The organism is Celeribacter sp. SCSIO 80788, from assembly GCF_051054295.1.
Taxonomy (GTDB): Bacteria; Pseudomonadota; Alphaproteobacteria; order Rhodobacterales; family Rhodobacteraceae; genus Celeribacter.
Genome location: NZ_CP150482.1, coordinates 300,528 through 324,186 on the forward strand (window position 1 = coordinate 300,528; position 23,659 = coordinate 324,186).

The 23,659-nt window shown below is 62.7% G+C and carries 28 protein-coding genes and 1 tRNA gene; 13 read left to right on the forward strand and 16 right to left on the reverse strand.

What is annotated here, in order from left to right; genetic code table 11:
* Positions 1 to 130: 130 nt before the first annotated feature.
* From V1471_RS01660 to pyrC, 11 genes are all read right to left on the reverse strand, one after another.
* Entirely contained in the window at positions 131 to 685 is a 555-nt protein-coding gene (locus tag V1471_RS01660) for a CvpA family protein (protein WP_434286551.1), read from the reverse strand.
* Between the two features lie 26 nt (positions 686 to 711).
* Positions 712 to 2,082 (reverse strand): DNA repair protein RadA, encoded by a 1,371-nt coding sequence (gene radA / locus V1471_RS01665; RefSeq protein WP_434286553.1) that lies wholly within the window; start codon positions 2,080 to 2,082, stop codon positions 712 to 714.
* A gap of 53 nt (positions 2,083 to 2,135) precedes the next feature.
* Positions 2,136 to 2,579 carry a paraquat-inducible protein A gene (locus V1471_RS01670; RefSeq protein ID WP_434286555.1) on the reverse strand — a complete coding sequence of 148 codons (444 nt, stop codon included), beginning with the start codon at positions 2,577 to 2,579 and terminating at the stop codon, positions 2,136 to 2,138.
* A 30-nt stretch (positions 2,580 to 2,609) separates the two neighbouring features.
* Positions 2,610 to 3,026, reverse strand: coding sequence for a hypothetical protein (locus V1471_RS01675; RefSeq protein WP_434286557.1), 417 nt, complete (start codon positions 3,024 to 3,026; stop codon positions 2,610 to 2,612).
* A 10-nt stretch (positions 3,027 to 3,036) separates the two neighbouring features.
* Complete coding sequence (locus tag V1471_RS01680; RefSeq protein WP_434286559.1) at positions 3,037 to 3,786, reverse strand: ABC transporter ATP-binding protein; 750 nt, start codon at positions 3,784 to 3,786, stop codon at positions 3,037 to 3,039.
* A complete protein-coding gene (locus V1471_RS01685) occupies positions 3,783 to 4,568 on the reverse strand; it encodes an MlaE family ABC transporter permease (RefSeq protein ID WP_434286561.1) in 786 nt (261 codons plus the stop codon). Before V1471_RS01685 ends, V1471_RS01680 begins: the two co-directional genes overlap by 4 nt.
* Positions 4,565 to 5,605, reverse strand: coding sequence for an alanine racemase (gene alr / locus V1471_RS01690; protein ID WP_434286562.1), 1,041 nt, complete (start codon positions 5,603 to 5,605; stop codon positions 4,565 to 4,567). The genes V1471_RS01685 and alr overlap by 4 nt, the downstream gene beginning before the upstream one ends.
* Before the next feature lie 64 nt (positions 5,606 to 5,669).
* Positions 5,670 to 6,281, reverse strand: a complete 612-nt coding sequence (locus V1471_RS01695) for a hypothetical protein (protein WP_434286564.1) — start codon at positions 6,279 to 6,281, stop codon at positions 5,670 to 5,672.
* Positions 6,282 to 6,344: 63 nt separating this feature from the next.
* Positions 6,345 to 7,877 (reverse strand): replicative DNA helicase, encoded by a 1,533-nt coding sequence (locus V1471_RS01700; RefSeq protein WP_434286565.1) that lies wholly within the window; start codon positions 7,875 to 7,877, stop codon positions 6,345 to 6,347.
* Between the two features lie 206 nt (positions 7,878 to 8,083).
* A complete protein-coding gene (locus V1471_RS01705; RefSeq protein ID WP_066703992.1) occupies positions 8,084 to 8,764 on the reverse strand; it encodes an orotate phosphoribosyltransferase in 681 nt (226 codons plus the stop codon).
* A 15-nt stretch (positions 8,765 to 8,779) separates the two neighbouring features.
* Positions 8,780 to 9,820, reverse strand: coding sequence for a dihydroorotase (gene pyrC / locus V1471_RS01710; RefSeq protein ID WP_434286566.1), 1,041 nt, complete (start codon positions 9,818 to 9,820; stop codon positions 8,780 to 8,782).
* A gap of 162 nt (positions 9,821 to 9,982) precedes the next feature.
* On the opposite strand from pyrC, the gene V1471_RS01715 reads away from it, so the two are divergent.
* From V1471_RS01715 to V1471_RS01740, 6 genes are all read left to right on the forward strand, one after another.
* Entirely contained in the window at positions 9,983 to 10,807 is an 825-nt protein-coding gene (locus tag V1471_RS01715) for an urease accessory protein UreD (protein WP_434286567.1), read from the forward strand.
* Between the two features lie 15 nt (positions 10,808 to 10,822).
* Positions 10,823 to 11,125, forward strand: coding sequence for an urease subunit gamma (locus V1471_RS01720; protein WP_434286569.1), 303 nt, complete (start codon positions 10,823 to 10,825; stop codon positions 11,123 to 11,125).
* Positions 11,126 to 11,164: 39 nt separating this feature from the next.
* Entirely contained in the window at positions 11,165 to 11,470 is a 306-nt protein-coding gene (locus V1471_RS01725; protein ID WP_434286570.1) for an urease subunit beta, read from the forward strand.
* On the forward strand, positions 11,467 to 11,865 hold the full coding sequence (locus tag V1471_RS01730; protein WP_434286571.1) for a lysozyme inhibitor LprI family protein: 399 nt from the start codon (positions 11,467 to 11,469) through the stop codon (positions 11,863 to 11,865). Before V1471_RS01725 ends, V1471_RS01730 begins: the two co-directional genes overlap by 4 nt.
* Positions 11,866 to 11,875: 10 nt before the next feature.
* Entirely contained in the window at positions 11,876 to 13,588 is a 1,713-nt protein-coding gene (gene ureC / locus V1471_RS01735; RefSeq protein ID WP_434286572.1) for an urease subunit alpha, read from the forward strand.
* A 159-nt stretch (positions 13,589 to 13,747) separates the two neighbouring features.
* Positions 13,748 to 13,972, forward strand: a complete 225-nt coding sequence (locus V1471_RS01740; protein WP_434286573.1) for a hypothetical protein — start codon at positions 13,748 to 13,750, stop codon at positions 13,970 to 13,972.
* A 170-nt stretch (positions 13,973 to 14,142) separates the two neighbouring features.
* On the opposite strand, the gene V1471_RS01745 is transcribed toward V1471_RS01740, so the two are convergent.
* Both V1471_RS01745 and V1471_RS01750 read right to left on the reverse strand, forming a co-directional pair.
* Positions 14,143 to 14,469, reverse strand: coding sequence for a hypothetical protein (locus V1471_RS01745; protein WP_434286574.1), 327 nt, complete (start codon positions 14,467 to 14,469; stop codon positions 14,143 to 14,145).
* A gap of 54 nt (positions 14,470 to 14,523) precedes the next feature.
* Positions 14,524 to 15,690 (reverse strand): hypothetical protein, encoded by a 1,167-nt coding sequence (locus tag V1471_RS01750; RefSeq protein WP_434286575.1) that lies wholly within the window; start codon positions 15,688 to 15,690, stop codon positions 14,524 to 14,526.
* A 75-nt stretch (positions 15,691 to 15,765) separates the two neighbouring features.
* Here V1471_RS01750 and V1471_RS01755 point away from each other — a divergent pair, with 75 nt between their 5' ends.
* Genes V1471_RS01755 through ureG form a run of 3 tightly spaced genes read left to right on the forward strand, consistent with a single transcriptional unit; the run spans position 15,766 to position 17,655 of the window.
* On the forward strand, positions 15,766 to 16,386 hold the full coding sequence (locus tag V1471_RS01755) for an urease accessory protein UreE (protein ID WP_434286576.1): 621 nt from the start codon (positions 15,766 to 15,768) through the stop codon (positions 16,384 to 16,386).
* A 6-nt stretch (positions 16,387 to 16,392) separates the two neighbouring features.
* The gene (locus V1471_RS01760) at positions 16,393 to 17,028 is read left to right on the forward strand and encodes an urease accessory protein UreF (protein WP_434286577.1); all 636 of its coding nucleotides are present in this window, start codon (positions 16,393 to 16,395) and stop codon (positions 17,026 to 17,028) included.
* Positions 17,029 to 17,040: 12 nt separating this feature from the next.
* Positions 17,041 to 17,655, forward strand: coding sequence for an urease accessory protein UreG (ureG, locus tag V1471_RS01765; protein ID WP_434286578.1), 615 nt, complete (start codon positions 17,041 to 17,043; stop codon positions 17,653 to 17,655).
* Between the two features lie 50 nt (positions 17,656 to 17,705).
* On the opposite strand, the gene V1471_RS01770 is transcribed toward ureG, so the two are convergent.
* Entirely contained in the window at positions 17,706 to 18,716 is a 1,011-nt protein-coding gene (locus V1471_RS01770; protein WP_434286579.1) for a phosphoadenosine phosphosulfate reductase, read from the reverse strand.
* Positions 18,717 to 19,058: 342 nt separating this feature from the next.
* The gene (locus V1471_RS01775; protein ID WP_434286580.1) at positions 19,059 to 19,274 is read right to left on the reverse strand and encodes a hypothetical protein; all 216 of its coding nucleotides are present in this window, start codon (positions 19,272 to 19,274) and stop codon (positions 19,059 to 19,061) included.
* A 165-nt stretch (positions 19,275 to 19,439) separates the two neighbouring features.
* Between V1471_RS01775 and V1471_RS01780 the strand changes: the two genes are divergently transcribed.
* Entirely contained in the window at positions 19,440 to 19,724 is a 285-nt protein-coding gene (locus V1471_RS01780) for a DUF2312 domain-containing protein (protein ID WP_434286582.1), read from the forward strand.
* A gap of 23 nt (positions 19,725 to 19,747) precedes the next feature.
* Positions 19,748 to 20,440: a hypothetical protein gene (locus tag V1471_RS01785; protein ID WP_434286583.1), complete on the forward strand. Its 693-nt coding sequence runs from the start codon at positions 19,748 to 19,750 to the stop codon at positions 20,438 to 20,440.
* 12 nt (positions 20,441 to 20,452) lie between these two features.
* Here V1471_RS01785 and V1471_RS01790 read toward each other — a convergent pair whose 3' ends face one another.
* Positions 20,453 to 21,331, reverse strand: coding sequence for a hypothetical protein (locus tag V1471_RS01790; protein WP_434286584.1), 879 nt, complete (start codon positions 21,329 to 21,331; stop codon positions 20,453 to 20,455).
* Positions 21,332 to 21,544: 213 nt separating this feature from the next.
* Between V1471_RS01790 and V1471_RS01795 the strand changes: the two genes are divergently transcribed.
* Entirely contained in the window at positions 21,545 to 23,236 is a 1,692-nt protein-coding gene (locus V1471_RS01795) for an ABC transporter permease (RefSeq protein WP_434286585.1), read from the forward strand.
* Between the two features lie 91 nt (positions 23,237 to 23,327).
* A tRNA-Thr gene (locus V1471_RS01800) sits at positions 23,328 to 23,403 on the forward strand.
* Positions 23,404 to 23,659: the final 256 nt, after the last annotated feature.

The window sequence follows — 23,659 nt, forward strand, 5'->3', positions numbered from 1 at the left end:
GCCCCTCCTTTAAGCCCTCAAAGCCCGAGTGTCACGAAAGGATCACATAGCTTTTTGTCACATCTTCTGTGAGAGGGGGCACGCGTCTTGCGCGGATATGAAAAAGGCGACCCGCGGGCCGCCCTTTTTGTCATTCGGTGCAGGTCGAGACCAAGGCTTCGTAGCGTTGCGTGATCCAGCCCGGGGCGCTATCCGGCAGGCTTTCGTCGATCTTGTCCTGCGAGCGGGCGAAGACCTTGGCGGTGCGGGAGTTTTCCAGCACGTCGATGGGATCGCCGGTGGAGACGCGATCGACGATCACAAGTGCGATGGCCACGAGGACAATGCCGCGCACCACGCCGAACAGGAAGCCAAGCCCCTGATCGATACCGCCCAGAGCCGAGCGTTGCACGGCGGAAGAGAACAGCGGGGTGAAGACCGAGACGATGATGAGCGCCAGTGCGAAGACCGCGAAAAACGCGGCGATCACCGACAATTCGCAGGAATCCGCGATGTAGGTGCCGAGATAGGGCACTTCCTTGATCAGCGGCACGGCCTTGGGGGCGAACATGTAGCCGAGCACGGCGGCCACGATCCAGCCGGCGATGGCCATGCCTTCGCGCACGAACCCGCGCGAATAGGCCAGAAGGGCGGAGACGATGATGACCAGCGCCACGATGCCGTCGATGATTGTAAAGCCGTCCATGGGCGCCTCACTCGTTTTTGGGCGCGTTAACCCGCGCCGAAGACCTCTCCGACAAAGCCCACCAGATCGCTCATCTGACGGATCGCCATGCCGCTGTTTTCGCCCGCTTTCGATTGCGACGGGGCGATGGCTGAGGAAAAACCAAGTTTTCGCGCTTCTTTCAACCTGTTTTCGGTTTGACCGACCGGTCTGAGACTGCCGGAAAGAGAAAGTTCCCCGAAAACCACACAATCTTTCGGCAAGGCGGCGTCTTCGCGGGCCGAGAGGAGGGCCGCGGCGACGGCGAGATCGGCGGCGGGTTCGGAGACCTTCATGCCGCCCGCGACGTTGAGGTAGACATCGAGCCCGGCAAAGGGGATGCCGCAGCGCGCCTCCAGCACGGCGAGAATCATCGCAAGACGTGAGCCGTCCCAGCCCACCACCGTGCGCCGGGCCTGGGCATGAGGCGAGGGGGCGACGAGGGCCTGAAACTCGACCAACACCGGCCTTGTGCCCTCGATTCCGGCGAACACCACCGATCCGGGGGCGGGTTGATCGCGTTCGGAGAGAAAAAGCGCGGAGGGGTTTGTCACCTCTGAGAGACCGTCGCCGGTCATCTCGAACACGCCGATTTCATGCGCGGGGCCAAAGCGGTTTTTCACCGCGCGCAAAAGCCGGAACTGATGCCCGCGCTCGCCTTCGAAATAGAGTACCGTGTCGACCATATGCTCGACCACGCGGGGGCCTGCGAGCTGACCTTCCTTGGTCACATGTCCGACGAGGACGACGGAAACGCCACGGGTCTTGGCAAAGCTCACAAGTTCGTGCGCGGCGGCGCGGACCTGCGACACCGACCCCGGCGCGCTTTCGACATTGTCGGCCCACATGGTCTGGATGGAATCGATAATGACCAGATCGGGCCGCTCCGCCTCAAGCGTCGTGAGAATGTCGCGCAGGTTGGTTTCCGCGCCGAGCTGCACGGCGGCCTCTTCGAGCCCAAGCCGCTGCGCCCGCATCCGGACCTGCGCGCTGGCCTCCTCGCCGGAGATGTAAATCACCTTCAGCCCCGCCCCCGCGAAACGCGCCGCCACCTGCAACAAAAGCGTCGATTTGCCGATGCCGGGATCGCCGCCCACCAGAATGGCCGAAGCGGGGACAAGCCCGCCGCCCAGAACCCGGTCGAATTCCTCCAGCCCACAGGCGGTGCGCGGCGGCGGCGCCTCTTTCGTGGCAAGCGTCGTCAGCGGGATTTCCTTGCCGCGCATACCGCCCAGCGTCTTCGTCGTCGGCCCGGCGGAAGAGAGCGGTTTCTCCTCGGAGATCGTGTTCCACTCGCCGCAGCCGTCGCAGCGCCCGGACCATTTGTTGGTCACCGCCCCGCAATTGGAGCAAACGAAGTTCTTCTGTGCCTTGGCCATCTGCGGCTCCCGGGTTGTTCTTGCTTCGTTCTAGTCTTTCAAGCCCCGCCGGTTCAAGCGGTCTCTTGTTCCTTTGCTGCAAAAATACTCAATCCAAGGCTGGCCAGCACGCAAAACGTGAACAGATACAACCCCCAACCCACTTCGACCCGCCCGACGCCGATGCCCTTGGCGAGGGTGATATAGATCGCAACCAGAAACACATCGGCCATCGCCAGACGCCCGAGATGAAACAGCCACGGTTTCACGCGGGCAGGCAGACGGCCGGAAAGCAGGCCTTCGAGCGCGATGACTTTGGTGATGGGGGCGATCAGGGCGAAGAAGACGACCACGAGGGCCAGCGGAATGTCCTTGTCCCAAAGGCTCACGATGCCCGAAAGGACGGAAATTTCCGACAGGCCAAAAAGCGGCAGCAGCCCCGCGCGCATCAGCGGTGCGACCCATGCAATGGGGAAGAGGATCAGGAGCGAGAGATTGGCGAGGCGGAGCGGGGTCATGCATGAGTTTCCGATAGGATGCTGATGATTTCAGCCCGGGATCATGTTTCGCAGAACAGGACCGTATACCAAAACAAAACTGAGAGGGACGCCAATCAGATAGAGGAGTGAAACATGGCGAATGGCCTTATGCCAGCGGTCAGAGGCCGTGAGGTCTCGGCGGATTTTCCAGACGACGACCAGAAGAGCGGCATCAATCGCGATTTTAAACGCAGATCCTGCACTGCCAACGGCATTGAGGGTCTCATGGTTTTGCGTGGGATCGCCAGTTGCCAAAGACAGGACGGCGAGAGAGACCACGGCAAGACACTGTACGGAGTATAAGGCGATCAGCCAACGGATACGCGGGCGTTGCTCTCCCCATCCGGACAAGACGACGATCAACAAGATGGGAAACGCGAAGCTAAAAAGTTGAAAAAGTACGACTAAATTATACAAAAATTGCAAACTTGTACCTCTACCGAAGCGTCTCGATCGGCCCGTTTGGTGAGCCGGTGATGAACTGGCGCAAGTAAGGATCGTCGGCCGTGTCCATCTCGGACACCGGCCCGTGCCAGCGGATTTTACCCCGGTGCAGCATGGCGACCTTGTCGGCGATGGCGCGCACGGAGGTCATGTCATGGGTGATGGTCACGGCGGTCGCGCCCATCTCGACGACGATCTCACGGATCAGCTCGTTGATCACACCCGCCATGATCGGGTCGAGCCCGGTGGTCGGTTCGTCAAAGAAAATGATCTCCGGATCGGCGGCAATGGCGCGGGCGAGGCCGACGCGTTTCTGCATCCCGCCGGACAGTTCGGCAGGGTAGAGATCGGCCACATCCGGTCCCATACCAACGCGGCGCAATTTCTCGATGGCGATCTCTTTGGCTTCGGCGCGCGGACGCTTGAGCGAGCCGCGCAACAGGCGAAAGGCGACGTTTTGCCAGACCGGAAGGCTGTCGAACAGGGCCGCGCCCTGAAACAACATGCCGAAGCGGGCGAGGAAGGCATCGCGGTCGCCGGTTTTGGTGATGTCTTCGCCATCGACCATGATCGTGCCGCGATCGGGGCGGACCAGCCCCAGAACGCATTTCAGCGCCACGGATTTGCCGGTGCCGGAGCCGCCGATGATGACACAGCTCTCGCCCTTGGCGACATCGAGATCGATGCCCCGCAGGATCTCTTTCGCCCCAAAGGCCTTATGCACGTCGTGAAGGCGGATCATGTCGCGAAAAAGGCCTGTGTCAGAAGGAAGTTGGCGGCGAGGATCAAGACGGCTGCGGCCACGACGGAGGATTTCGTCGCCTGGCCCACGCCCTGCGCGCCGCGACCGGAATTCATCCCGAAATAGCAGCCCATCAGGGTGGCGATGACGCCGAAGGCGGCGCCTTTGACCAGCGAGGAAACGATGTCGTTCGGCTCAAGGAAATCGACCGTGTTCTTGAGGTAAACCGCCGGGTTGAAACCCAGAGATTGCACGGAGACGAACCAGCCGCCGAAGACGCCGATGGCATCGCCCACTGCGACCAGAAGCGGCACGGTGACGAGACCGGCGAAGACGCGGGGCGCGGTGAGGTATTTCATCGGATCGGTGGACAGCGTCACCAGAGCGTCGATCTGCTCGGTGACCTTCATCGTGGCGATCTCGGCGGCGATCGAGGAGGTGACGCGGGCGGCCATCATCAACCCGACCATCACCGGGCCAAGTTCGCGCACGACGCCAAGCGCCACGATCTGCGGCACGACTTGCTCTGCGGAGAACCGCGCGCCGCCGGCGTAGATCTGAAGCGCCAGCGCGCCGCCGGTGAAGACGGCGGTGAGGCCGACGACGGGCAGCGACAGATAGCCGACATGCATCAAAGCATGCAGGAATTCGCGGCCGTAAAACGGCGGGGTCAGGATATGACGAAAGGCGGCGAGGGCAAAAAGCGCCACCCGGCCCACCGTCGCCAGCGCGGACAGAACGCCCGCGCCAAGCGCGGCCAGAGGCCGGGCGATCACGCTCATCCGATATAGCGGCGCTGATAGCGCGCGCCGAGCGAGGTCAGGATTTCATAGCCGATGGTCTGGCCGACGGTGGCGAGATCGTCCACCGTTTGGTGCGCGCACAAGAGATCGAGCGAGCGCGGCACCTGATCGAGATGGGTGATGTCCACGGTGATCAGGTCCATCGAGACCTTGCCGACGAGCGGGCAGGGGGTCTCGCCATCGAACAGCACGGCCTTGTTGGAGATCAGCCGGGTGATGCCGTCGGCATAGCCGCAGGCCACGGTGGCGATGCGCGACGGCACTTCGGCGGTCCACATGTTGGAGTAGCCGACCGTTTCGCCGGGCTGCACATCACGGGTCTGGATCACCGGACATTCGAGGCGCACAACGGGTTTGCCGTCCTCATAGGGCAGGCCGCCGTACATGCCGATGCCGGGGCGCACCAGATCGAAATGGTAGTCGGGGCCCAGAAGGATGCCGCCGGTCGCGGAAAGGGCGCGGCGCACGTCCAGCCCGTCGGTCATCTCGCGGAAGGTTTTGAGCTGATAGGCGTTCATCTCGTGCTCCGGCTCATCGGCACAGGCCAGATGGCTCATCACGAGATCGGGTTTCGCCCTCATCACAAGATCCTTCACCGCGTCCCATTCGACGGGCTCGAGGCCGAGACGGTTCATGCCGGTGTCGAGCTGAATGCCGAAGGGACGACCGGGGAGGGCCTCGAAATGGCGGGTGATCTGGTCGAGCGAGTTGAGCATGGGAACGAGGCCCATGTCGCCGATCATGTCGGTATCGCCGGGCATATGGCCGCCGAGAATACCGATCCAGGGTTTCGGCCCGACCGCCTCGCGCAGCGCGACGCCTTCCTCGGCGGCGGCGACGAAAAAGGATTTCACGCCGGTTTTCATCAGGGCGCGGGAGACCTTGCCGACCCCCAACCCGTAAGCGTCGGCCTTGACCACCGCAGAGGTTTCCACCGTGTCTGCGGAGAGTTTGTCGAGCGCGCGCCAGTTCGCGGCGAGCGCATCGAGATCGATATGAAGAGTAGAGGTGCCCATGGCCTTTTGTATTGGCGCTCCCGCGGGGAGTCGCAAGGGTTAAAATGACAGGGAGCCCGTGCGATCAGCGAAAGCTGGCACAGGCGGTGGGGTCGGTGTCGAAAGGATCGCTTTCGGAGAGGGCAGAAATCTCTTTTCGAAGCTCGAGCGTGCGCAGGCAGGTTTCGAGCCGGATCATGTGTTTGGCCTGTTTCATGTCGAGCGAAATCTGGTCGGCGCCCAGAAAGAGCTGAAGCATGGGGACGATGACCATGGGGATCGCCATCAACAGGAGAAAGGCGGGAAGAACCCTGCGGAACCAGAGATGCGCGAGCACCCGCCGCGAGGTGAGCCGTTTCCAGGGGCCTGCCTCAGGCAGGGGCTGTGCGCGGTGACTGCGCAGAGCTGCAAGAAAGCGCCGGTTGCGCAGCCATGCTTTTTTGTCGCGTGCACTGCCTTGGCCCGAGACGGCAACGAGGCCTGTGAAAAACGCCAGATAGAGAAAGATCAGAAAGATCAGAAGGATCAGCAACGCGCCTGAGAGGGTGAGCAGGAAGAAGCCCTGATTATCCGCGGATTGGGAGGCCACCGCCAGCAGAACGGAGAGCGTCGCGCCGGTGACGGAGGCAAGCCATTTGAACAGCGAAAGAACGTCTTTCGGGATCGGGAGAGACGGGGAAGGTGCGTTTTGTACCATGAAACCAAACAGCTATGAAACCAAACAGAGAGAATGCGAAGCCCGTGCCGAGCCTCGCGGGGCTTACTCGTAGTCGAAATTGTTGTGGAGTTCCTTGGCGAGGTTGCCAAAGCGGGTGAACTGCGCCTCGAAGGACAGCTCGACGGTGCCGATGGGCCCGTGACGCTGTTTGCCGAGGATCACTTCGGCCTTGCCGTGCAGGCGCTCCATGTCCTGCATCCATTTTTCCATGGCTTCGAGATTGTCGTCATCGGGCTTTTCGCGCTCTTTGTAATATTCGCCACGGTAGACGAACATCACCACGTCGGCGTCCTGCTCGATGGAGCCGGATTCGCGAAGATCGGAGAGCTGCGGGCGTTTGTCGTCGCGGGATTCCACTGTCCGGGAGAGCTGCGACAGCGCAATCACCGGGATGTTGAGTTCCTTGGCGATGGCTTTCAGACCCATGGAAATCTCGCCGATCTCCTGCACCCGGTTGCCCTCGGTCCGCGACGTGCCGCGCACCAGTTGCAGGTAGTCGATGATCAAAAGATCGAGCCCATGGGTCCGTTGCAGACGCCGCGCGCGGGCGGCCAGCTGCGAGATTGGGATCGAGGGCGTGTCGTCGATGTAAAGCGGGCAGGATTCGAGCGTCTTGGCGGCGTCGACGAAGCGGCGGAATTCCTCTTCGGTCATGTCGCCTTGGCGGATCTTGTGCGAGGAAATCTCCGAGGCTTCGGCCAGAATACGCGCGGCGAGCTGTTCGGAGCTCATCTCGAGCGAGAAGAAGCCGACAACGCCGCCCTCGACCGCGCCCTGTTTGCCATCGGGCAGGGTGCCTTTCTTGTAGGCCTTGGCGATGTTGAACGCGATGTTGGTCGCGAGCGAGGTTTTCCCCATCGAGGGACGCCCGGCGAGGATGATCAAGTCGGAGGGGTGAAGACCCCCCATTTTCTTGTCGAGATCGATCAGCGCCGTGGCGATGCCGGCCATGCCGCCGCCGCGCTCATAGGCGGCGTTGGCGTTCAGAACGGCCTGCGTCACGGCGGAGAGGAAAGAAGTGAACCCGGTTTCGCCCTTGCCCTGTTCGGCCAAGGAATAGAGCCGTTGCTCTGCGGCGACGATCTGCTCGCTCGGGTCGCGGGTGTCGGAGCCGGAGGCGGCGGAGCCGGAGATTTCATTGCCAAGCTCGATGAGCTGACGGCGCAGGAACAGATCGTAAATCAGCTGCGCATAGTCGCGCACCGCATAGGTCGAAATCGCCGAAGCCGCGAGCCGCGCCAGATAGGCCGGACCGCCCAGCTCCTTGAGGCCCTCGTGATCTTCCATATAGGCCTTGAGCGTCACCGGCGAGGCCAGCATGTTTTTCGACACGCGCTCGGAAGCTTTCTCGAAAATATCCTTGTGGACCGGATCGAAGAAATGCTCGGGCGAGATGATCGAGGCGATCTTGTCGAACACGTCGTTGTTGGTCAGAAGCGCGCCCAGAAGCTGTTGTTCGGCTTCGATATTATGCGGCACGGCGCCCTCGTAGGGCGTGATCACGAGACCCTTCGCGGGCTTTGCGGTGGACTCGTCGTCCTTGCGCATATCCTGAAGATTGGCGATTTCGCTCATGCGTCCGGTTCCTGCTCACTTGGTTTGATCCCGCGAGTCGCGTCGTGCTTGCGGGTCCGTTCTGATTACCCGTCCCGGACAGGTGTTTCAAAGTGTATAACCTGTGGAAAACTTTTCTGCCCTGCGGCATGGCGGGTAACTGCCTGAGGCCAAAGCGAAACGCCGCCCATTGGGGCGGCGCTCAAATTTTTCGCAACAGGCCGGGGTCAGGCTTTCTTGTGCTTTTCCTGCCAGGCATGCGGCGCGCCGAGGAAGTGCTCGACCTCTGCCAGAGCCGAGGCATCGAAGGTTTTCTGGCGTTTCGCCTCTTCGAGCACGTCCCACCAGGTGCAGAGGCTGATCAGCTTGACGCCGTGATCCGCCAGACGCTTTTCGGTGTCCGGGAAGATGCCGTAGTAGAAGATCACCGCCGTCCAGTTGCAGGTCGCGCCGGTGTCGCGGATCGCGTCGACGAAGGAGAGTTTCGAGCCGCCATCGGTGGTCAGGTCCTCGACCAGCAAGACGCGCTGATCCTCGGACATTTCGCCCTCGATCCGGGCGTTGCGACCGTAGCCTTTGGGCTTTTTGCGCACATAGGTCATCGGCAGGCCGAGACGGTCGGCGACCAGCGCGGCGAAGGGGATGCCTGCGGTTTCGCCGCCCGCGATGTTGTCGAACGCCTCGAAGCCCGCTTCGCGCATGATCGAGATCGCCATGAAATCCATCAGCGTCGAACGGATACGCGGGAAGGAAATCAGCTTGCGACAGTCGATATAGGTCGGCGAGGGCAGACCGGAGGCGAGGATATAGGGCTCTTCCGGGCGGAAGTTCACCGCGCCGATTTCAAGAAGCATGCGCGCCGTCAGACGGGCGATTTCGGTTTGATCGGGAAAGGAGGAGGGGATCATGATCGGTCCTTCGTCTTAGGCGTCCACGCTCCAGTGGAGCGGCATCTGCGGGTCGAATACGGTCACGGGACCATTGGCGCTGTCGATCTTGGCCGGGTAGGTGACGGGCGCGCCCTTGCGGAGCGTGATCGTCGCCTCGTTGAGCGGCAGGCGGTAGAACGTCGGCCCGTTGATCGAGGTGAATTTTTCGAGATTGTCGAGTTTGCCTTCGCGCTCGAACACCTCGGCAAGGATCGACATGGTGTTGGTCGCTGTGAAGCAGCCGGCACAGCCGCAGGCGCTTTCCTTGTCGTGATCGAGATGCGGGGCGGAATCCGTTCCGAGGAAGAAATGCGCGTCGCCCGAGGTCGCGGCGGCGACGAGAGCAAGGCGATGGGTTTCGCGTTTCGCGACCGGCAGGCAGTAGTAATGCGGTTTGATGCCGCCGACGAGGATGTGGTTGCGGTTGATCACCAGGTGATGCGTGGTGATCGTCGCCCCCATGTCCTCGCCCTGCGCCGAGACGTAATCGACGCCGTCCTTGGTGGTGATGTGTTCCATCACCACGCGCAGGCCGGGGGTCTTGCGGCGGATCGGGTCGAGCACGGTGTCGATGAACACGGCCTCACGGTCGAAGATGTCGACCTCGGGGGTGACGACCTCGCCATGGGTGCAGAGCGGCAGGCCGATCTCGGCCATTTTCTCGAGCACCGGGCGGACCTTGTCGAAATCGCGCACGCCGGAGGCGGAGTTGGTCGTCGCGCCCGCCGGGTAGAGTTTCACGGCTTTCACCAGACCGGAGGCATGGGCGGCGGCCACGTCCGCGGGATCGGTCGCTTCGGTGAGATAGAGCGTCATCAGCGGCTCGAAGGTGCCGCGGCCCGGATTGGCCTTGAGAATGCGCTCGCGATAGGCCGCAGCCTCCGCGCCCGTGACCACCGGGGGCACGAGGTTCGGCATGACGATGGCGCGGGCGAAATGGCGCGCGGTTTCGGGCAGAACGGCCTCCATCATCGCGCCATCGCGCAGATGAAGATGCCAGTCGTCGGGGCGGCGGAGCGTGAGTGTGTCGGTCATGGCTTTGCCTTAGCGCGATCCGGGACAAAGCGCCAGATGGTGCGGGGCCCCGGTTGCGCTTATTTTTTAAGCCTCTGGTCAGTTTTTCGCCCCGGTGTTTCGCTCCGGGATTGAAGCCCCCCGCTGCGCGCGGCTAGGGTCGAGACCGACCCGGAGGATTTCATGCTCGACACGCCCCACGCCAGTGATGCCGCCCGCTTGCAGCGCGTGCGTGGGCGTGCCCATGTGGTGATGGGCGCGCGGGGGCTGAAGGATTTGTATCAACAGGGCTCCGCCAAGGCGATGTTGCCGAAGGTGCACAGCGCCGTTCCTGAGGTGGTTTTTCTCAATACATCCGGGGGGTTGACCGCCGGAGATCGGCTGGAGTACCGGCTTGAGGTCGAGGCAAACGGGGCGCTGATCGGCACGACGCAGACCGCCGAGCGGGCCTATGCCTCTGTCGCGGGTGGGGCGGATGCCGAAGTGTCCGTGAGCCTCCATGCCGGGGCAGGCGCGCGGCTCGACTGGTTGCCGCAGGAGACGATCCTGTTCGAGACCGCGCGGCTGACGCGCAGAACCACGGCGCAGATCGCGGGCGATGCGCGGTTTCTGTTCTCCGAGATGGTGGTTCTGGGACGCGCGGCGATGGGGGAGACCATCGAGACGCTGCACCTGTCGGATCGCCGGGAAATTCATCGGGCCGGACGGCTGGAATTCATCGAACCGCTGGAGATCGACGCCGGGCTTTTGGCGCTCCGGGACAATCCGGCGCTTTTGGCGGGGGCGCGGGCGATTGCCACCGTGGGACTGTTCGCGCCGGGCGCAGAAGCGCTTGCCGATCTGGTCAAACCGATACAGCATGAGGGCGTGACCGCCGGGGTGTCCGGCTGGAACGGCAAGCTGGTGATCCGGGCGATGGCGCCCGATGGCTATCCGTTGCGTCGCTATGTGGCGCAGGTTTTGAAGACGATCAGACAGGCGGATCTGCCGCGTGTCTGGCAAATGTGAGAACGAGGGACGAGAATGAACCTGACGCCGAGGGAAAAGGACAAGCTGCTGGTCTCGGTCGCAGCCATGGTGGCGCGGGGCCGGTTGGCGCGCGGCGTGAAGCTGAACCACCCGGAAGCCATTGCGCTGATCACCGATTTCGTCGTTGAGGGCGCGCGCGACGGCAAGATGGTGTCGGAACTGATGCAGGCGGCGGCGCATGTGATCACCAAGGATCAATGCATGTCCGGCGTGCCGGAGATGATCCACGAGGTGCAGGTCGAGGCGACCTTCCCGGACGGGACGAAACTTGTGACCGTGCACCATCCGATCCGTTGACTTGAGTATTTGGACCATCAGAAAGCAGGAGGCGCGCCGATGATACCCGGTGAATATTTCATTCAGGATGGCGAGATCGAGCTGAACGCAGGCGCGGAGGTGACGACGATCACCGTGTCCAACACCGGCGACCGCCCGGTGCAGGTCGGCTCGCATTACCATTTCTACGAGACCAATGCGGGGTTGGAGTTCGACCGCGAGGCGGCGAAGGGCAAGCGGCTCGATATTGCCGCCGGGACCGCCGTTCGGTTCGAGCCGGGGCAGACGCGGGAGGTCGATCTTGTGCCTCTGGCGGGGGCGCGAGAGGTTTACGGGTTTAACCAGAAGGTCATGGGGAAACTGTGATCCGGTTTGCGATCATATCGCTGGCGGTTCTGGCGGCTCCGGCTTTCGCGCAAGACGCGGAGGTCGATTGCGCCAATGCGATGACCCAGACGGAGATGAACATCTGCGCCGGGCGCGACTACAGGGCGGCGGATGAGGATCTCAATCTGGCTTATCAGAACGCCATGGCGGTGGCGAAAGAGTGGGATCTGGGCCTGTCCGAGGAGCTGTGCTGTGCCTCGGAGGCGCTGCGCGAGGCGCAAAGGGCGTGGATTCCCTATCGCGACAAGGTCTGTGAGGCGACCGGATTTCTGGTGCGCGGCGGTTCGATGGAGCCGATGATTGTCGCGCGCTGTTTAGAGAATATCACACGGCGGCGGACCGAAGACATCCGCGCCGTTTACGAGATGAACTGAGAGGGACAAGATGCCTGCAAAAATCTCCCGCGCGACCTATGCCGACATGTTCGGCCCGACCACCGGCGACAGGGTTCGGCTTGCCGATACCGATCTGATCATCGAGGTGGAGAAGGACCTCACCGGGCCTTATGGCGAAGAGGTCAAATTCGGCGGCGGCAAGGTCATTCGCGACGGCATGGGCCAGTCGCAAATGAGCCGTGCTCAGGGGGCGGTCGATACGGTGATCACCAATGCGCTGATCCTCGACGTGACGGGCATCTACAAGGCCGACATCGGCTTGAAAGACGGGCGCATCGCCGGGATCGGCAAGGCTGGGAACCCGGACACGCAGCCGAATGTCGACATCATCGTCGGCCCGGGGACCGAGGCGATTGCGGGCGAGGGCCGGATCATCACGGCGGGGGGGATGGACAGCCATATCCATTTCATCGCGCCGCAACAGATCGAGGATGCGCTGCATTCCGGCATCACCTGTATGCTGGGCGGTGGCACGGGGCCGGCGCATGGGACGCTTGCGACCACCTGTACGCCGGGGCCCTGGCACATCGGGCGGATGTTGCAAGCGCTGGACGGCGTGCCGATGAACATCGCTTTGGCCGGGAAGGGCAACGCGTCGCAACCGCAGGCACTGGTCGAGATGGTCAAGGCGGGGGCGGCGGCGCTTAAGCTGCATGAGGATTGGGGCACGACGCCCGGCGCGATCGATTGCTGTCTCTCGGTCGCCGACGACATGGATGTGCAGGTGATGATCCACACCGATACGCTCAATGAGAGCGGGTTTGTGGAGAACACTCTGGCCGCCATCAAAGGCCGGACGATCCACGCCTATCACACCGAAGGTGCGGGCGGCGGGCATGCGCCGGACATCATCAAGGTGGTCGGCCATGAGAATATCCTGCCGTCGTCGACGAACCCGACGCGGCCCTTTACGCAGAACACTCTGGAAGAGCATCTCGACATGCTCATGGTCTGTCACCACCTCGACAAGTCGATCCCGGAGGATGTGGCCTTTGCCGAAAGCCGCATTCGCAAGGAGACGATTGCGGCGGAGGACATCCTGCATGACATGGGGGCGTTTTCGGTGATTTCGTCCGACAGTCAGGCGATGGGCCGTGTGGGCGAGGTGATCATCCGCACATGGCAAACGGCTGATAAAATGAAGAAACAGCGCGGGCGCCTGTCGGATGAGACTGGTGACAATGACAACGTGCGGGTGAAACGCTATGTCGCGAAATACACGATCAACCCGGCGATTGCGCATGGCATGAGCCGACATATCGGCACGGTCGAGGTCGGCAAACGCGCCGATATCGTCATGTGGTCACCGGCGTTTTTTGGCGTGAAGCCGGAGATGGTTCTGATGGGGGGCATGATTGTCGTGGCGCAGATGGGCGATCCGAACGCCTCGATCCCGACGCCGCAGCCGGTTTACACGCGGCCGATGTTCGGTGCGATGGGGCGGGCGGTGGAGCATTCCGCCGTGCTGTTCGTGTCTCAGGCGGCTCAGGCCGAGGGGATCGGCAAGCAGCTTGGGCTCGCCAAGCAAACGCTGGCGGTGGAGAACACGCGCAACATCGGCAAGTCGTCCATGGTGATGAACAACGCCACGCCCGAGATCGAGGTGAACCCGGAAACCTACGAGGTGCGGGCCAATGGCGAGCTTCTGACCTGCGAACCGGCGACGGAGCTGCCGATGGCGCAGAGGTATTTCCTGTTCTGATACGGAAGGCGGCGTAACTGCCCGGAAAACATGCAACACCCGCCTTCGAAGGGCGGGTGTTGCGCAAACAACCGGTCGCACACAACGTTCAATTGTTTGTTCATAGAATGCCTGTAGCCTGAAAGCATAGGGAGGAAACCCGTATGAAGAGAGGTTTCCATGCAGCATGTCGCCAATATCGCGATCCTGACGCCCAGCCTTCGGGCGCGGCTCGATCTTTTTTTCGCCACTTTGGGGCAGGGGGTGAACGCCTATGCCGTGCGCCGCAAACGGCTTGGCGAACTGGCCCGGCTCGATGCGCTGAGCGATGAGGAATTGCTGGCCATGGGCATCACCCGTGACCGCATTCCGCATTACGTGTTCCGGGATTTGTTCTGTGTCTGACGGAGGCCGTAGGCCATGGCGGACGGTTCGGGGCCGTGTCAGAAGGGCGTGGGGAGACGCCTCGGCCCCGTTGACCGGAGTTCAGGGGCGCAAGATTTAAGCCCGTGAGTTAGAGGTGTGAGTGAGCCCCGTGATTTACCGTGATTTAGACCTGTGATGCAGCTGGGTTATTAGGGGCGGGCCAGCAGCGGCATGGTTTCTGGGGCGTGGAGTGCGGTGGGCAAAACGTCTTCCTCATGGTCTTCGATGCGGATCGAGGTGACCTGTTTGGTCGCGTAATAGCGGTCGTCGTCGAGCATTTCGGGCGGAAGTTTTGAGATGTCGAAGACCTGATAGGCGGTGTGGGATACCACGACGTCGCAGGTCAGCCCGTGATACCGGCCGGGCGCGTGCGCAGAGATGAAACCGGCCACGAGCGCGGACTCGCGGGCGCGCAGTTCCGCGATCTTGGCGCGCAGACGGGCGAGTTCATCGACGGGGGAGAGGGACATATCCATGGTCTTTTTCCTTCTGGAGCAAGGGATTGGAATTCCGGGTACATGGCCTGTGGCTTAGCCCTCGCCGCCGATGGCGAGACGGCGGCTGGCAAATGCGGTGGCGGGCTGGGCGTCCTCTTCCGTTTCGATCGCTTGCGCGAAACCGAGGTCGGCCTCCATCTCGAGCGCGCGGGCCAGATCGAGCGCGTCGGGCAGGGTGGCCGGGGCGAGTGGCGCCTCGGCATCGGCCTGCATCTGCGCCAGGTTCTCGTCATGGAGGCCCGCGAGAGGCTGCAAATCGGCATGTCCGGTGGGGCGCAGATCGCGCGGGGTCTCGCCCTCGGGGGCGTTACCGGCTTCGATCGGAGGGAGGTCCAGACTGGTCCTCCGTGGCGCGGCGGTTTTGAGACCGAAGGGGTCGTCGGCTTGCACAAAGGGGGCGGTGACCGCATGCACATCTTCCGAAAGGTCGCCGCCTGTGTCTTCGAAAACGTCCATGCCGGGGGCTGGCACGAGATCGCTCACGCCCACGGTCGACTCATGGGGCAGACTTTCGGGAGGGGTTTGGGAATGCTCCGGTGCGACGGCATCGAGCGGGCTGTCCGGCAGGGGCGCGCCGATGGTGCGCATCGTGGCTCGGCTGTCGTCCACAGCGATGAGGTCCGTGAACTCCGCCTGCGCCTCATTCTCCGTTTCCTGATCCGGGAGCTCGGGGGAGATCTCGTCAGAAGCGCTGAAGAGGGGGGCGGACAGGGGGAGCGGCGGCTCGTCTGTGACATCGTGTTCCGTGTCCGGCTCGGGGGGCGGGGCGGAAACAAGGCCGAGGGACAGGTCCTCAGGCGCCATTTCGGCACTCTGGTCCGTGACGATCGAAGGCTCCGGGGATGGCAGGTCCACCGGCATTTCAAGGGCGGCGGCGACTGTGGCGGCGACTGCGGCGGCGCGGGGGGCGAGCAGAACCACGGTTTCCTCGCAATCGCGGAACACATCCGGGTTCAACAGCAGCTCTTGCGGCAGGTGTTCGGGGGCGATGCGGCGCGGACGGCGGGTCTCGATCACGGCCATGCGCCCTACACCGAGTACTTTGTCACAGCCCAGTTCGCTGGCAAAGGTCAGAATTTCATCACATAATTCCACTTCAAGCGCCCGCAGCCGGGCAATTTCGGCGCGCAGGGTGAAAAGTGCGTCGACGGCCTCGAAAGGGGCGTCGGGGGCGCTATGATCGAAAGACGAAAAACGCATGGGCAGGGTCTCCTTGCCTTACATTTGAGGGCGAGTCGGTTAAGAAAGTCCCAATTCCCGACAGGAGGGTGCAAAATGAGCGGATTGAAAGCTTATGAACTCAGCGAGGGCGGTGCGGAGGCGGCCACGGATCACGTGGCGCTGACCTACGATCAACGCCTTCTGCGGCGCAAGAAACTGGTGACCGAGGGCGGTCTGACGGTGTTTGTCGACCTGCCGCAAACCGTGTCGATCGGCGAGGGGGACGGATTTCTCTGCGAAGACGGCACGGTGATCGGGGTGCGAGCCGCCGAGGAAGAGCTTTATGCGGTGACCGGCGAGACGGTGACGCGCTATGTCTGGCACATCGGCAACCGGCATACGCCTTGTGAAATTGCCGCCGACCGGTTGGTGATCCAACGCGATCCGGTTTTGAAGGCCATGCTGGAACAATTGGGTGCCGAGGTCGCGGAGATCGTGGCGCCGTTCACGCCGGAGGGCGGGGCCTATGGCCATGGCCGGACGATGGGTCATGATCATGGGGGGCACGGGCATAGCCATGACCACGGTCATTCTCACGCGCATGATCATGCGCATGACCACGGGCATGAGCACTCGCATGAGCACAGCCACACGCACTCCCATGGTCCCGACCATCATCACGATCATGACCATCCTCATGAGCATAAACACGGTCACCACCATCATCATGATTGAGCGAACATGACGGACCGCGCGCTTCTGACGCTGACGCAATGGCTCTCGCCCGCCTTCCCGCTGGGCGGGTTCGCCTATTCGCATGGGCTGGAACTGGCGATCAGCGAGGGGCAGGTGCGCGATGCGGCTGGGCTTCGGGGCTGGCTCGACGCGGTGCTGACGGGGGGCGGCGGGCGGGCGGATGCCTGGCTGTTGTCGATGGTGCTGCAAGGTGCGGATGCGGATGAGATGGCGGCGCTGGCGGAGGCTCTGGCCGGGTCGAAAGAGCGCTGGGCGGAGACTTATGAGCAGGGCGCGGCCTTTGCGCGCACGGTGGCGGAGATGGGCGGGCCCAAGCGCCCTGCGCGGGCTTTGCCGGTCGCGGTGGGGGAGGCTGCGCGGGATCTGGGGCTTGGGCCCAAGACTGTGATCTCGCTTTATCTTCATAGCTTTGCCTCGAATCTTGTGTCCGCAGGCGTGCGCTTTATTCCGCTCGGGCAGGCGGCGGGGCAAAGCGCGCTGTCTGCGCTTCATGAGGTGATCGAGAGAGTGGCGGAAGAGGCACTTGGCGCGACGGTCGACGGGCTGTCGACGGGCGCGTTTGCCGCCGATCTCAACGCGGCACGCCATGAGGACATGGACGTGCGGATATTCAAGACATAACAGGAGGCAGACATGGCATCACCGAACGGGGCGTTGCGCGTTGGCATTGGCGGGCCGGTGGGCGCGGGGAAAACGACGCTGACCGGGGCGCTGGCGAAGGCGCTGTCGGAGAAGTATTCCATCGCGGTCATCACCAATGACATCTATACGCGCGAGGATGCCGAGGCTCTGATGCGCCAACAAATCCTGCCGATGGAGCGCATTCGCGGCGTGGAAACCGGCGGCTGCCCGCATACGGCGATCCGCGAAGACGCTTCGATCAATCTGGCTGCTGTGGCCGATCTTTCGGAAAAATTCCCCGATCTGGACGTGATCCTGATCGAGAGCGGCGGCGACAATTTGGCGGCGACGTTTTCGCCGGAGCTTGCGGATCTGACGATCTATGTGATCGACACGGCGGCCGGACAGGACATTCCGCGCAAACGCGGGCCGGGAGTGACGCGCTCGGATCTTCTGGTCGTGAACAAGGTGGATCTGGCGCCCTATGTCGGGGTCGACCGGGCGTTGTTGGAAGAAGACACCAAACGGGCGCGGGGCCAAGGCGCCTATGTCATGGCGGCGCTGCGCCATGGCGAAGGGGTCGAGGCGATCGTGCGGTTCGTCGAGGAGGAAGGCGGCCTCGGTTAAGGCCACCTCTGAGGTGAAGGCAATCTTTGGAGAGACCGCCAAGGCGCAGTTCAGGCGTTTTCCTGAAACGGCGTTTCCAGCTCGGGCAGGGTGATGTTGCGTTCCTCGAGCACCTCGAGCGCGATGTCATAGGCCTTGCGGAAGCGCGGGGCGTATTTGCGGTTGCGCAGCACATGGCGGCACAGAAGTGCGGTCTGATAGGGCCGGGCTTTGGGAGCGCTTTCGGCCAGAAGCCGACGCAGATAGCCCAGATGATCGCGCCGCTTGCGCAGCGCGCGGGTGACGGCGCGCTGATCCAGACGGCCGTCGATCGCGGCCTCGAGGATCGGGGCGAGCGCGCCCATTTCGAGCATCTCGAATTCCGGGTCGGTGCCGAACAGGCGGCAGGGAATGCGGTTGACATGCGGCCGGTTGAACAGCGCGGCGTGCATCGCATCTTCGTTGACGCGCGGGTCATAGAGCACAAAGGCCTTCTCCGCCCCGTCGACCATGTCGGGGGCAAAGCCGTAGCGGCTGGTGAAATCCATCCGGCGGGTTTTCGGGAAGCGCCGGTCCCAGCTTGCCAGACGTCCGTCGAGCGTGGCTTGCGGCGCGATGGCGATGACGGTCGCACCGGGGGCGACGACGGAATAGGCCGCCGCGGCATAGCCACAGGCACCTGCGCCGTAGAACACGACCTGATCGAAATCCTCGAAGAAGCCGTCGTCCACAAGGCGGTCGAAATAGCGATAGATGTTTTTCGAGCGGAACCAGCGGTCTTTCGGATCGAGATCGTGGGCCATCAGCGTCAGCGAGGACCAGCCGTGCCGGGCGGCCAGCATCATGCCGGTGGGATAGCCCTTGTCATTGCGCTCGGTCGCCTGTTCGAACGTGTCGAAACTGACCAGGAGGCGGGGTTTCTCGTCGAGGAAGGCGGCGGCGAAGCGGTCGCCAAGCGGTTCGTAATAACCGTGTTCCTCGCAGAATTCCTCAAGTGCCTCGGCCCATTCGTCACGGGGCAGATCGGAAATGTCCTGAACGTCGCGGATGGCGCTCTGTAGCTCGGTGTCGGCTTGGCTCATAAGACTTCTCCTCATGCTCGTGGCCCGGTCTCTGCGAGGGCTTTGCGCGTTCGTCAACAGGCCCTCTTCCCGCCCCGTGTGCCGAACCGGTGGACCCGGGGGCTCTGGGGGCAGGAGAAGGCCGAAATGGTTAATGTTCGATTATTCAATTAAGCACATTCGACGGCGTGGGAAAGGAATTCCTCGGTCTGTCGCGCGACTGTTACCTGTCGCGAAACGATGTGCGATTTTCGGGCGCTTTGGTCGCCCTGCGTCGGGAATTGTGGCGCAATTGGACCGGTGATGCGGGGCATCTGTCGCGATGTCCGACTCGCCCTTGGGCAGGGCGAATCCGTCGGTCTCTCAGCCGAGAATGATGCCGATGGTCACCGCACCGAGCCCCATGGCGGAGACCAGAAGCGCCACCAGATTGAGGGCCACGACCTTTTGCAGTCGGGCGCGAATGTCCTCGTCGGAGCCGCCGAGTTTCTTGGCCTTCATCGCCGCGACGATGCAATAGACCAAGAGGCCCACGCCGATCAGCGTCAACACCACGCCGCCCCAGATCAATGCGCCCATGTTCATCTCCCATGCTTGTCGGCCATCCTTCGGGACCGCCTAACGCCTCGGGTCGCGTCAGGCAAGCACGGAAGCGCGCAGAGGCGTTTCCGAGACTTGCCTCACCGCCATCGGGCGGGTAGGGATCGGGGCAGAAAAGAGCATAAAATCCGAGGAAGGTTTCCCATGATGGACGACGATATCGAATCCGGCCACAGCTCCGGCCCCGACGCCTCTTACCGCATCACTGCGGATGAGCTGCGTCAGTTTGTCGAGCGTTTCGAACGGCTTGAGCTTGAGAAAAAGGACATCGCCGATCAGCAGAAAGAGGTGATGGCCGAGGCCAAGGGGCGCGGTTACGACACCAAGGCGATGCGCAAACTCATTGCGCTGCGCAAGAAGACCGCCGACGAGATCGCCGAGGAAGAGGCGATCCTTGAAATGTATCGGGAAGCTCTGGGCATGCGCTGAGGCGCCTGTTCCGAGGTTCCGTCATGGCCTCCCGACTTGGTCAACGTCTCGGTCACCGCATTGCGCTGTCGCTGATCGCGCTGGTGCTGGGCTTTGGCCTCGGGCTTGTGATGCTTGGGCTGTCCCCGGTTGTGGCCGGGGTCTGTCCGGGCTGTTTCGGGTTTAAAAAGATCGCGCCGGAGGTCTATTCCGAACTGACCGGCCCGACCACCTCGGACGAGATGCTGCGCCGTCTCGTCTTTGCCGAAGCGCGCGTCGAAGCCGCCTTTGGACCGCAGGAGCGGCCGCGCATGCTGATCTGTTACACCGAGACCTGCAACAAGGTCATGGGCGGTATGGAGGTGCGCGCGATGGCCTATGGCAGTCATCTGTTCTACCTCACGCCAAAGGGGCATGACACGGAGATCATCGCCCATGAGCTGACCCATGTGGCGCTGCATCGTCAGATCGGACTCAAGGCACAGGCGGGGTTTCCGGCCTGGGTCGATGAGGGGATTGCCACCTATGTGTCGCGCGACCCGCGTTTCGATCTGAACCCGGAGAGCTGCGATCCGGGGCAGGGGGCGCTGCCCGAGAATGCGCATGACTGGCGGCATTCCATGGGCGCGCGCGATGCGAGTTTCTATGCCGAGGCCGGATGCCGCGTGGCGCTCTGGCTCAAGGCGCATCCGGTGAGCGGGATCGAGGGGCTGGTGGCGGCGTATGTTCCGGAGTGAGGGGGGCGGACCTCAAGGCGCGATAAAGCGCACGCCCTGCATGGCTTCGATCCGCTCCAAGTCTTCCTCATAGGCCTCGGTCAGCCGTTCGACGAGAGCCTCGTCCCAGCCGGGCACCTCGATTTCTTCTTCCAAAGCCGCCTCGTCGACATATTTGTCGAGAAAGGCCTGAAGAATGCGGCGGCGTTGTTCTTCGGTCTGGGGTTTGTGGGTGTGCAGATAGGTGCGCAGCCGCTTCATGCCCTCGCGCTTCATGATCGTCGCCAGAATGTCGAGCCCGCCCGACATCGGCACCATCGGCCCGACCCCGGTCATGTCGCGCATCACCTGCGCCCAGGTCAGAGGCGTGTCCTCGAAGGCGAAACAGGTCACGGACGTATCCGGGCAGACGGTCCGGATGCGGCTCAAGAGGCTGGACCAGCGCAGCGTGTCGAGGTCGATGCCCGACAGGAAGCTCGCGAAACTGGTGTTCGGGCCGCAATAGGAGAACGCCGCCGGGATGAAGGTCGCCGGGTTGCGGACGCCGATGAAGAATTCCATCTGATGATCGGCGAAGGTGTTGCGCAGCCATGGCAGTTTGAAATCCGCCTTGCTGTAGAACTGCCCCTTCTCGAAGATCAGCGGGTGCATGCAGATCACATCCTCGTAGGACAGCACCATGCGGGTGCAATCGTCCAGATCGAGCATCTGGTCGAGCAGCATTTCCTGGCTCTCTGGGCTGGCACGGTTGTTTTTGACCTTTTTCATGATCTGCGGCAGCACATCGCGGTAATGCGAGGGCGGCGGTACCGCCACGCCATGCTCGGCCAGTGCCGCCTTGTTCTTGAGAAGCCCCCGCATGAGCTGCGCGCCATTGGTGCAATGGGCGCCGATATGCATGGAAATGATCATGGGAGTGGTCGGTCCTGTCTCTGGCTCTGCTCTTATGCCGTGCCTGATTTTACGGCGGCTCGTTAGCGTTAATATAACCGGTTTTGCCGCTAGGGAAACCGAATTCGCCCTCGGGCCATCGCGGCAAAATCCCTGCGATCCCTCGGGTTTCGCACCGAAACTGGGCTTCACGTCCTCTCGGAAAGGCAGTAAGCCGGAGGAATGACCGACCAAATGACTCAGCCTCCGGCCTGCGATGCCCGTCCGAACGCCCGCCACCACGGGCTTGCCCGCGTGGCGCGCCTGTCGCCCTGGTCGGTCGGGGCCTTTGTCATCGCGGCTCTGGTACTGATGCCGTTGATTTCCGTGGTCTGGATCGCATTCCACCCGAGCGTGAACATCTGGCCGCATCTGCTGGCCACCACCCTGCCGCGTTACATGCTGACCACGGCGCTTCTGGCCGCTGGCGTCGCGGGGCTGGCCGCCTGTGTCGGCACCGGTGCGGCCTGGCTTGTGACCATGTATCGCTTTCCGTTTTCCAAGGCGCTCGAGTGGCTGCTGCTCTTGCCACTGGCGATCCCGGCCTATGTCGGGGCCTATGCCTTGGTCGATTTTCTCGAATATGCCGGGCCGGTGCAGACCCTCATGCGCGGTCTCTTCGGTTGGCAGACCTCGCGCGACTATTGGTTCCCGGAGGTGCGCTCGCTTGGTTTTGCGATCATCGTTCTGGCCGCCGCTTTGACGCCCTATGTGTTTCTCATGACCCGCGCGGCGTTTCGCGAGCAATCCGGCTCGGTCTATGAAACCGCACGCGCTTTGGGCGCGGGGCCGTTCGAACGGTTCTGGCGTGTCGGCCTGCCGCTTGCGCGCCCGGCCATTGCGGCGGGCACGGCGATCGTGATGATGGAGACCGTGTCGGATTACGGCACGGTCACCTATTTCGCGGTGCAGACGCTGACCACGGGTATTTTCTCCACATGGCTCGAAGGCGGCAACGCCGGCGGTGCGGCGCAGATCGCCTCCGTGGTGTTGGTCGTCGTGTTCCTTCTGGTCGCCTTGGAAAAATCCTCGCGCGGACGGGCGCGCTATTCTCAGGGCGCGCGTCAGGCCCGACCGATCTCTCCGATCCGTCTGACCGGCTGGCAGGGGCTTCTGGCGCTGGCGCTGTGTTTCGTGCCTTTTGCGGTGGGGTTCATCCTGCCCGTCGGGGTGATCCTGCACCATGCGCTGGGCGAGCCGGAGCAATGGCTGGCACCGGGGCTTTTGAGCGCACTCACCAACACGCTGACGGTGGCGGGCTCTGCCGCCATTCTGACGGTTATTGCCGCGCTCTTTATGGTGTACGGCGTGCGGCTCACCGGGCGCAAACTGCCACGTCTGGTGCTGCCCTTCACCACGCTGGGTTATGCCGCGCCGGGGGCGGTTCTGGGTATCGGCATCCTGTTTCCGCTCGCCGGGCTCGATCATATTCTGGCCGACGGGATCGCGACCCTGACCGGGCACGATCCGGGGCTTTTGATGACCGGCACGGCCTTTGCCATCGTCTTTGCCTATGTGGTGCGCTTCTTTGCCATTGCCCAAGGCGCGACCGATGCCGCTCTGGGCCGGGTGGCGCCCTCGCTGCCGATGGCGGCGCGTTCGCTTGGCCAGACCTTGGGCGGCACGCTGCGCCGGGTCTATGTGCCGCTGATCCGCGGTTCGGTCGGCACGGCACTTTTGCTGGTCTTCGTCGATTGCGTCAAGGAACTGCCCGCGACGCTGCTGCTGCGGCCGTTTAACTACAACACACTGGCGACGCGGGTGTTCGAGAAAGCCTCGCTCGAACAACTCGAAGCGGCCTCTCCGGCGGCGCTTCTGGTGATTTCCGTCGGGCTGGTGGCGGTGCTTCTGCTCGCGCGGTCCGAAAATGCTTCGGACCTGACCTGAGCGGGCATGCTGCGCTGCGTCCGGTTCATTGCGCGCGGGGCGACAAATTGCTTGCACGCCCTCGCCCGCACGCTTAAATGAGCCCCTGAGTGCCCCTATAGCTCAGCTGGTAGAGCAACTGATTTGTAATCAGTGGGTCCGCGGTTCGAGTCCGTGTGGGGGCACCATTTTTATCAATAAGATCAGTTATTTGCGCGACTTTGTCGCGTTCGCGTTTGTTCCGTTCTAAAAAATGGAAGCAATACGGAAGCACGCGGAGGGAAGAATCTCGGTGTGGCGAGGGGGCAACGCGTGCGTCTGTTCTCGTGTATTGGTGTTCGTTTGATTGATTCTGCGCTTTGCGTGCTGAAGGAGAGAGTGTGATATATTTCAATTCCTTTCCCCAAAGCTTTCTTTGTTCGGATGCGGTTAGGCACATTTTTT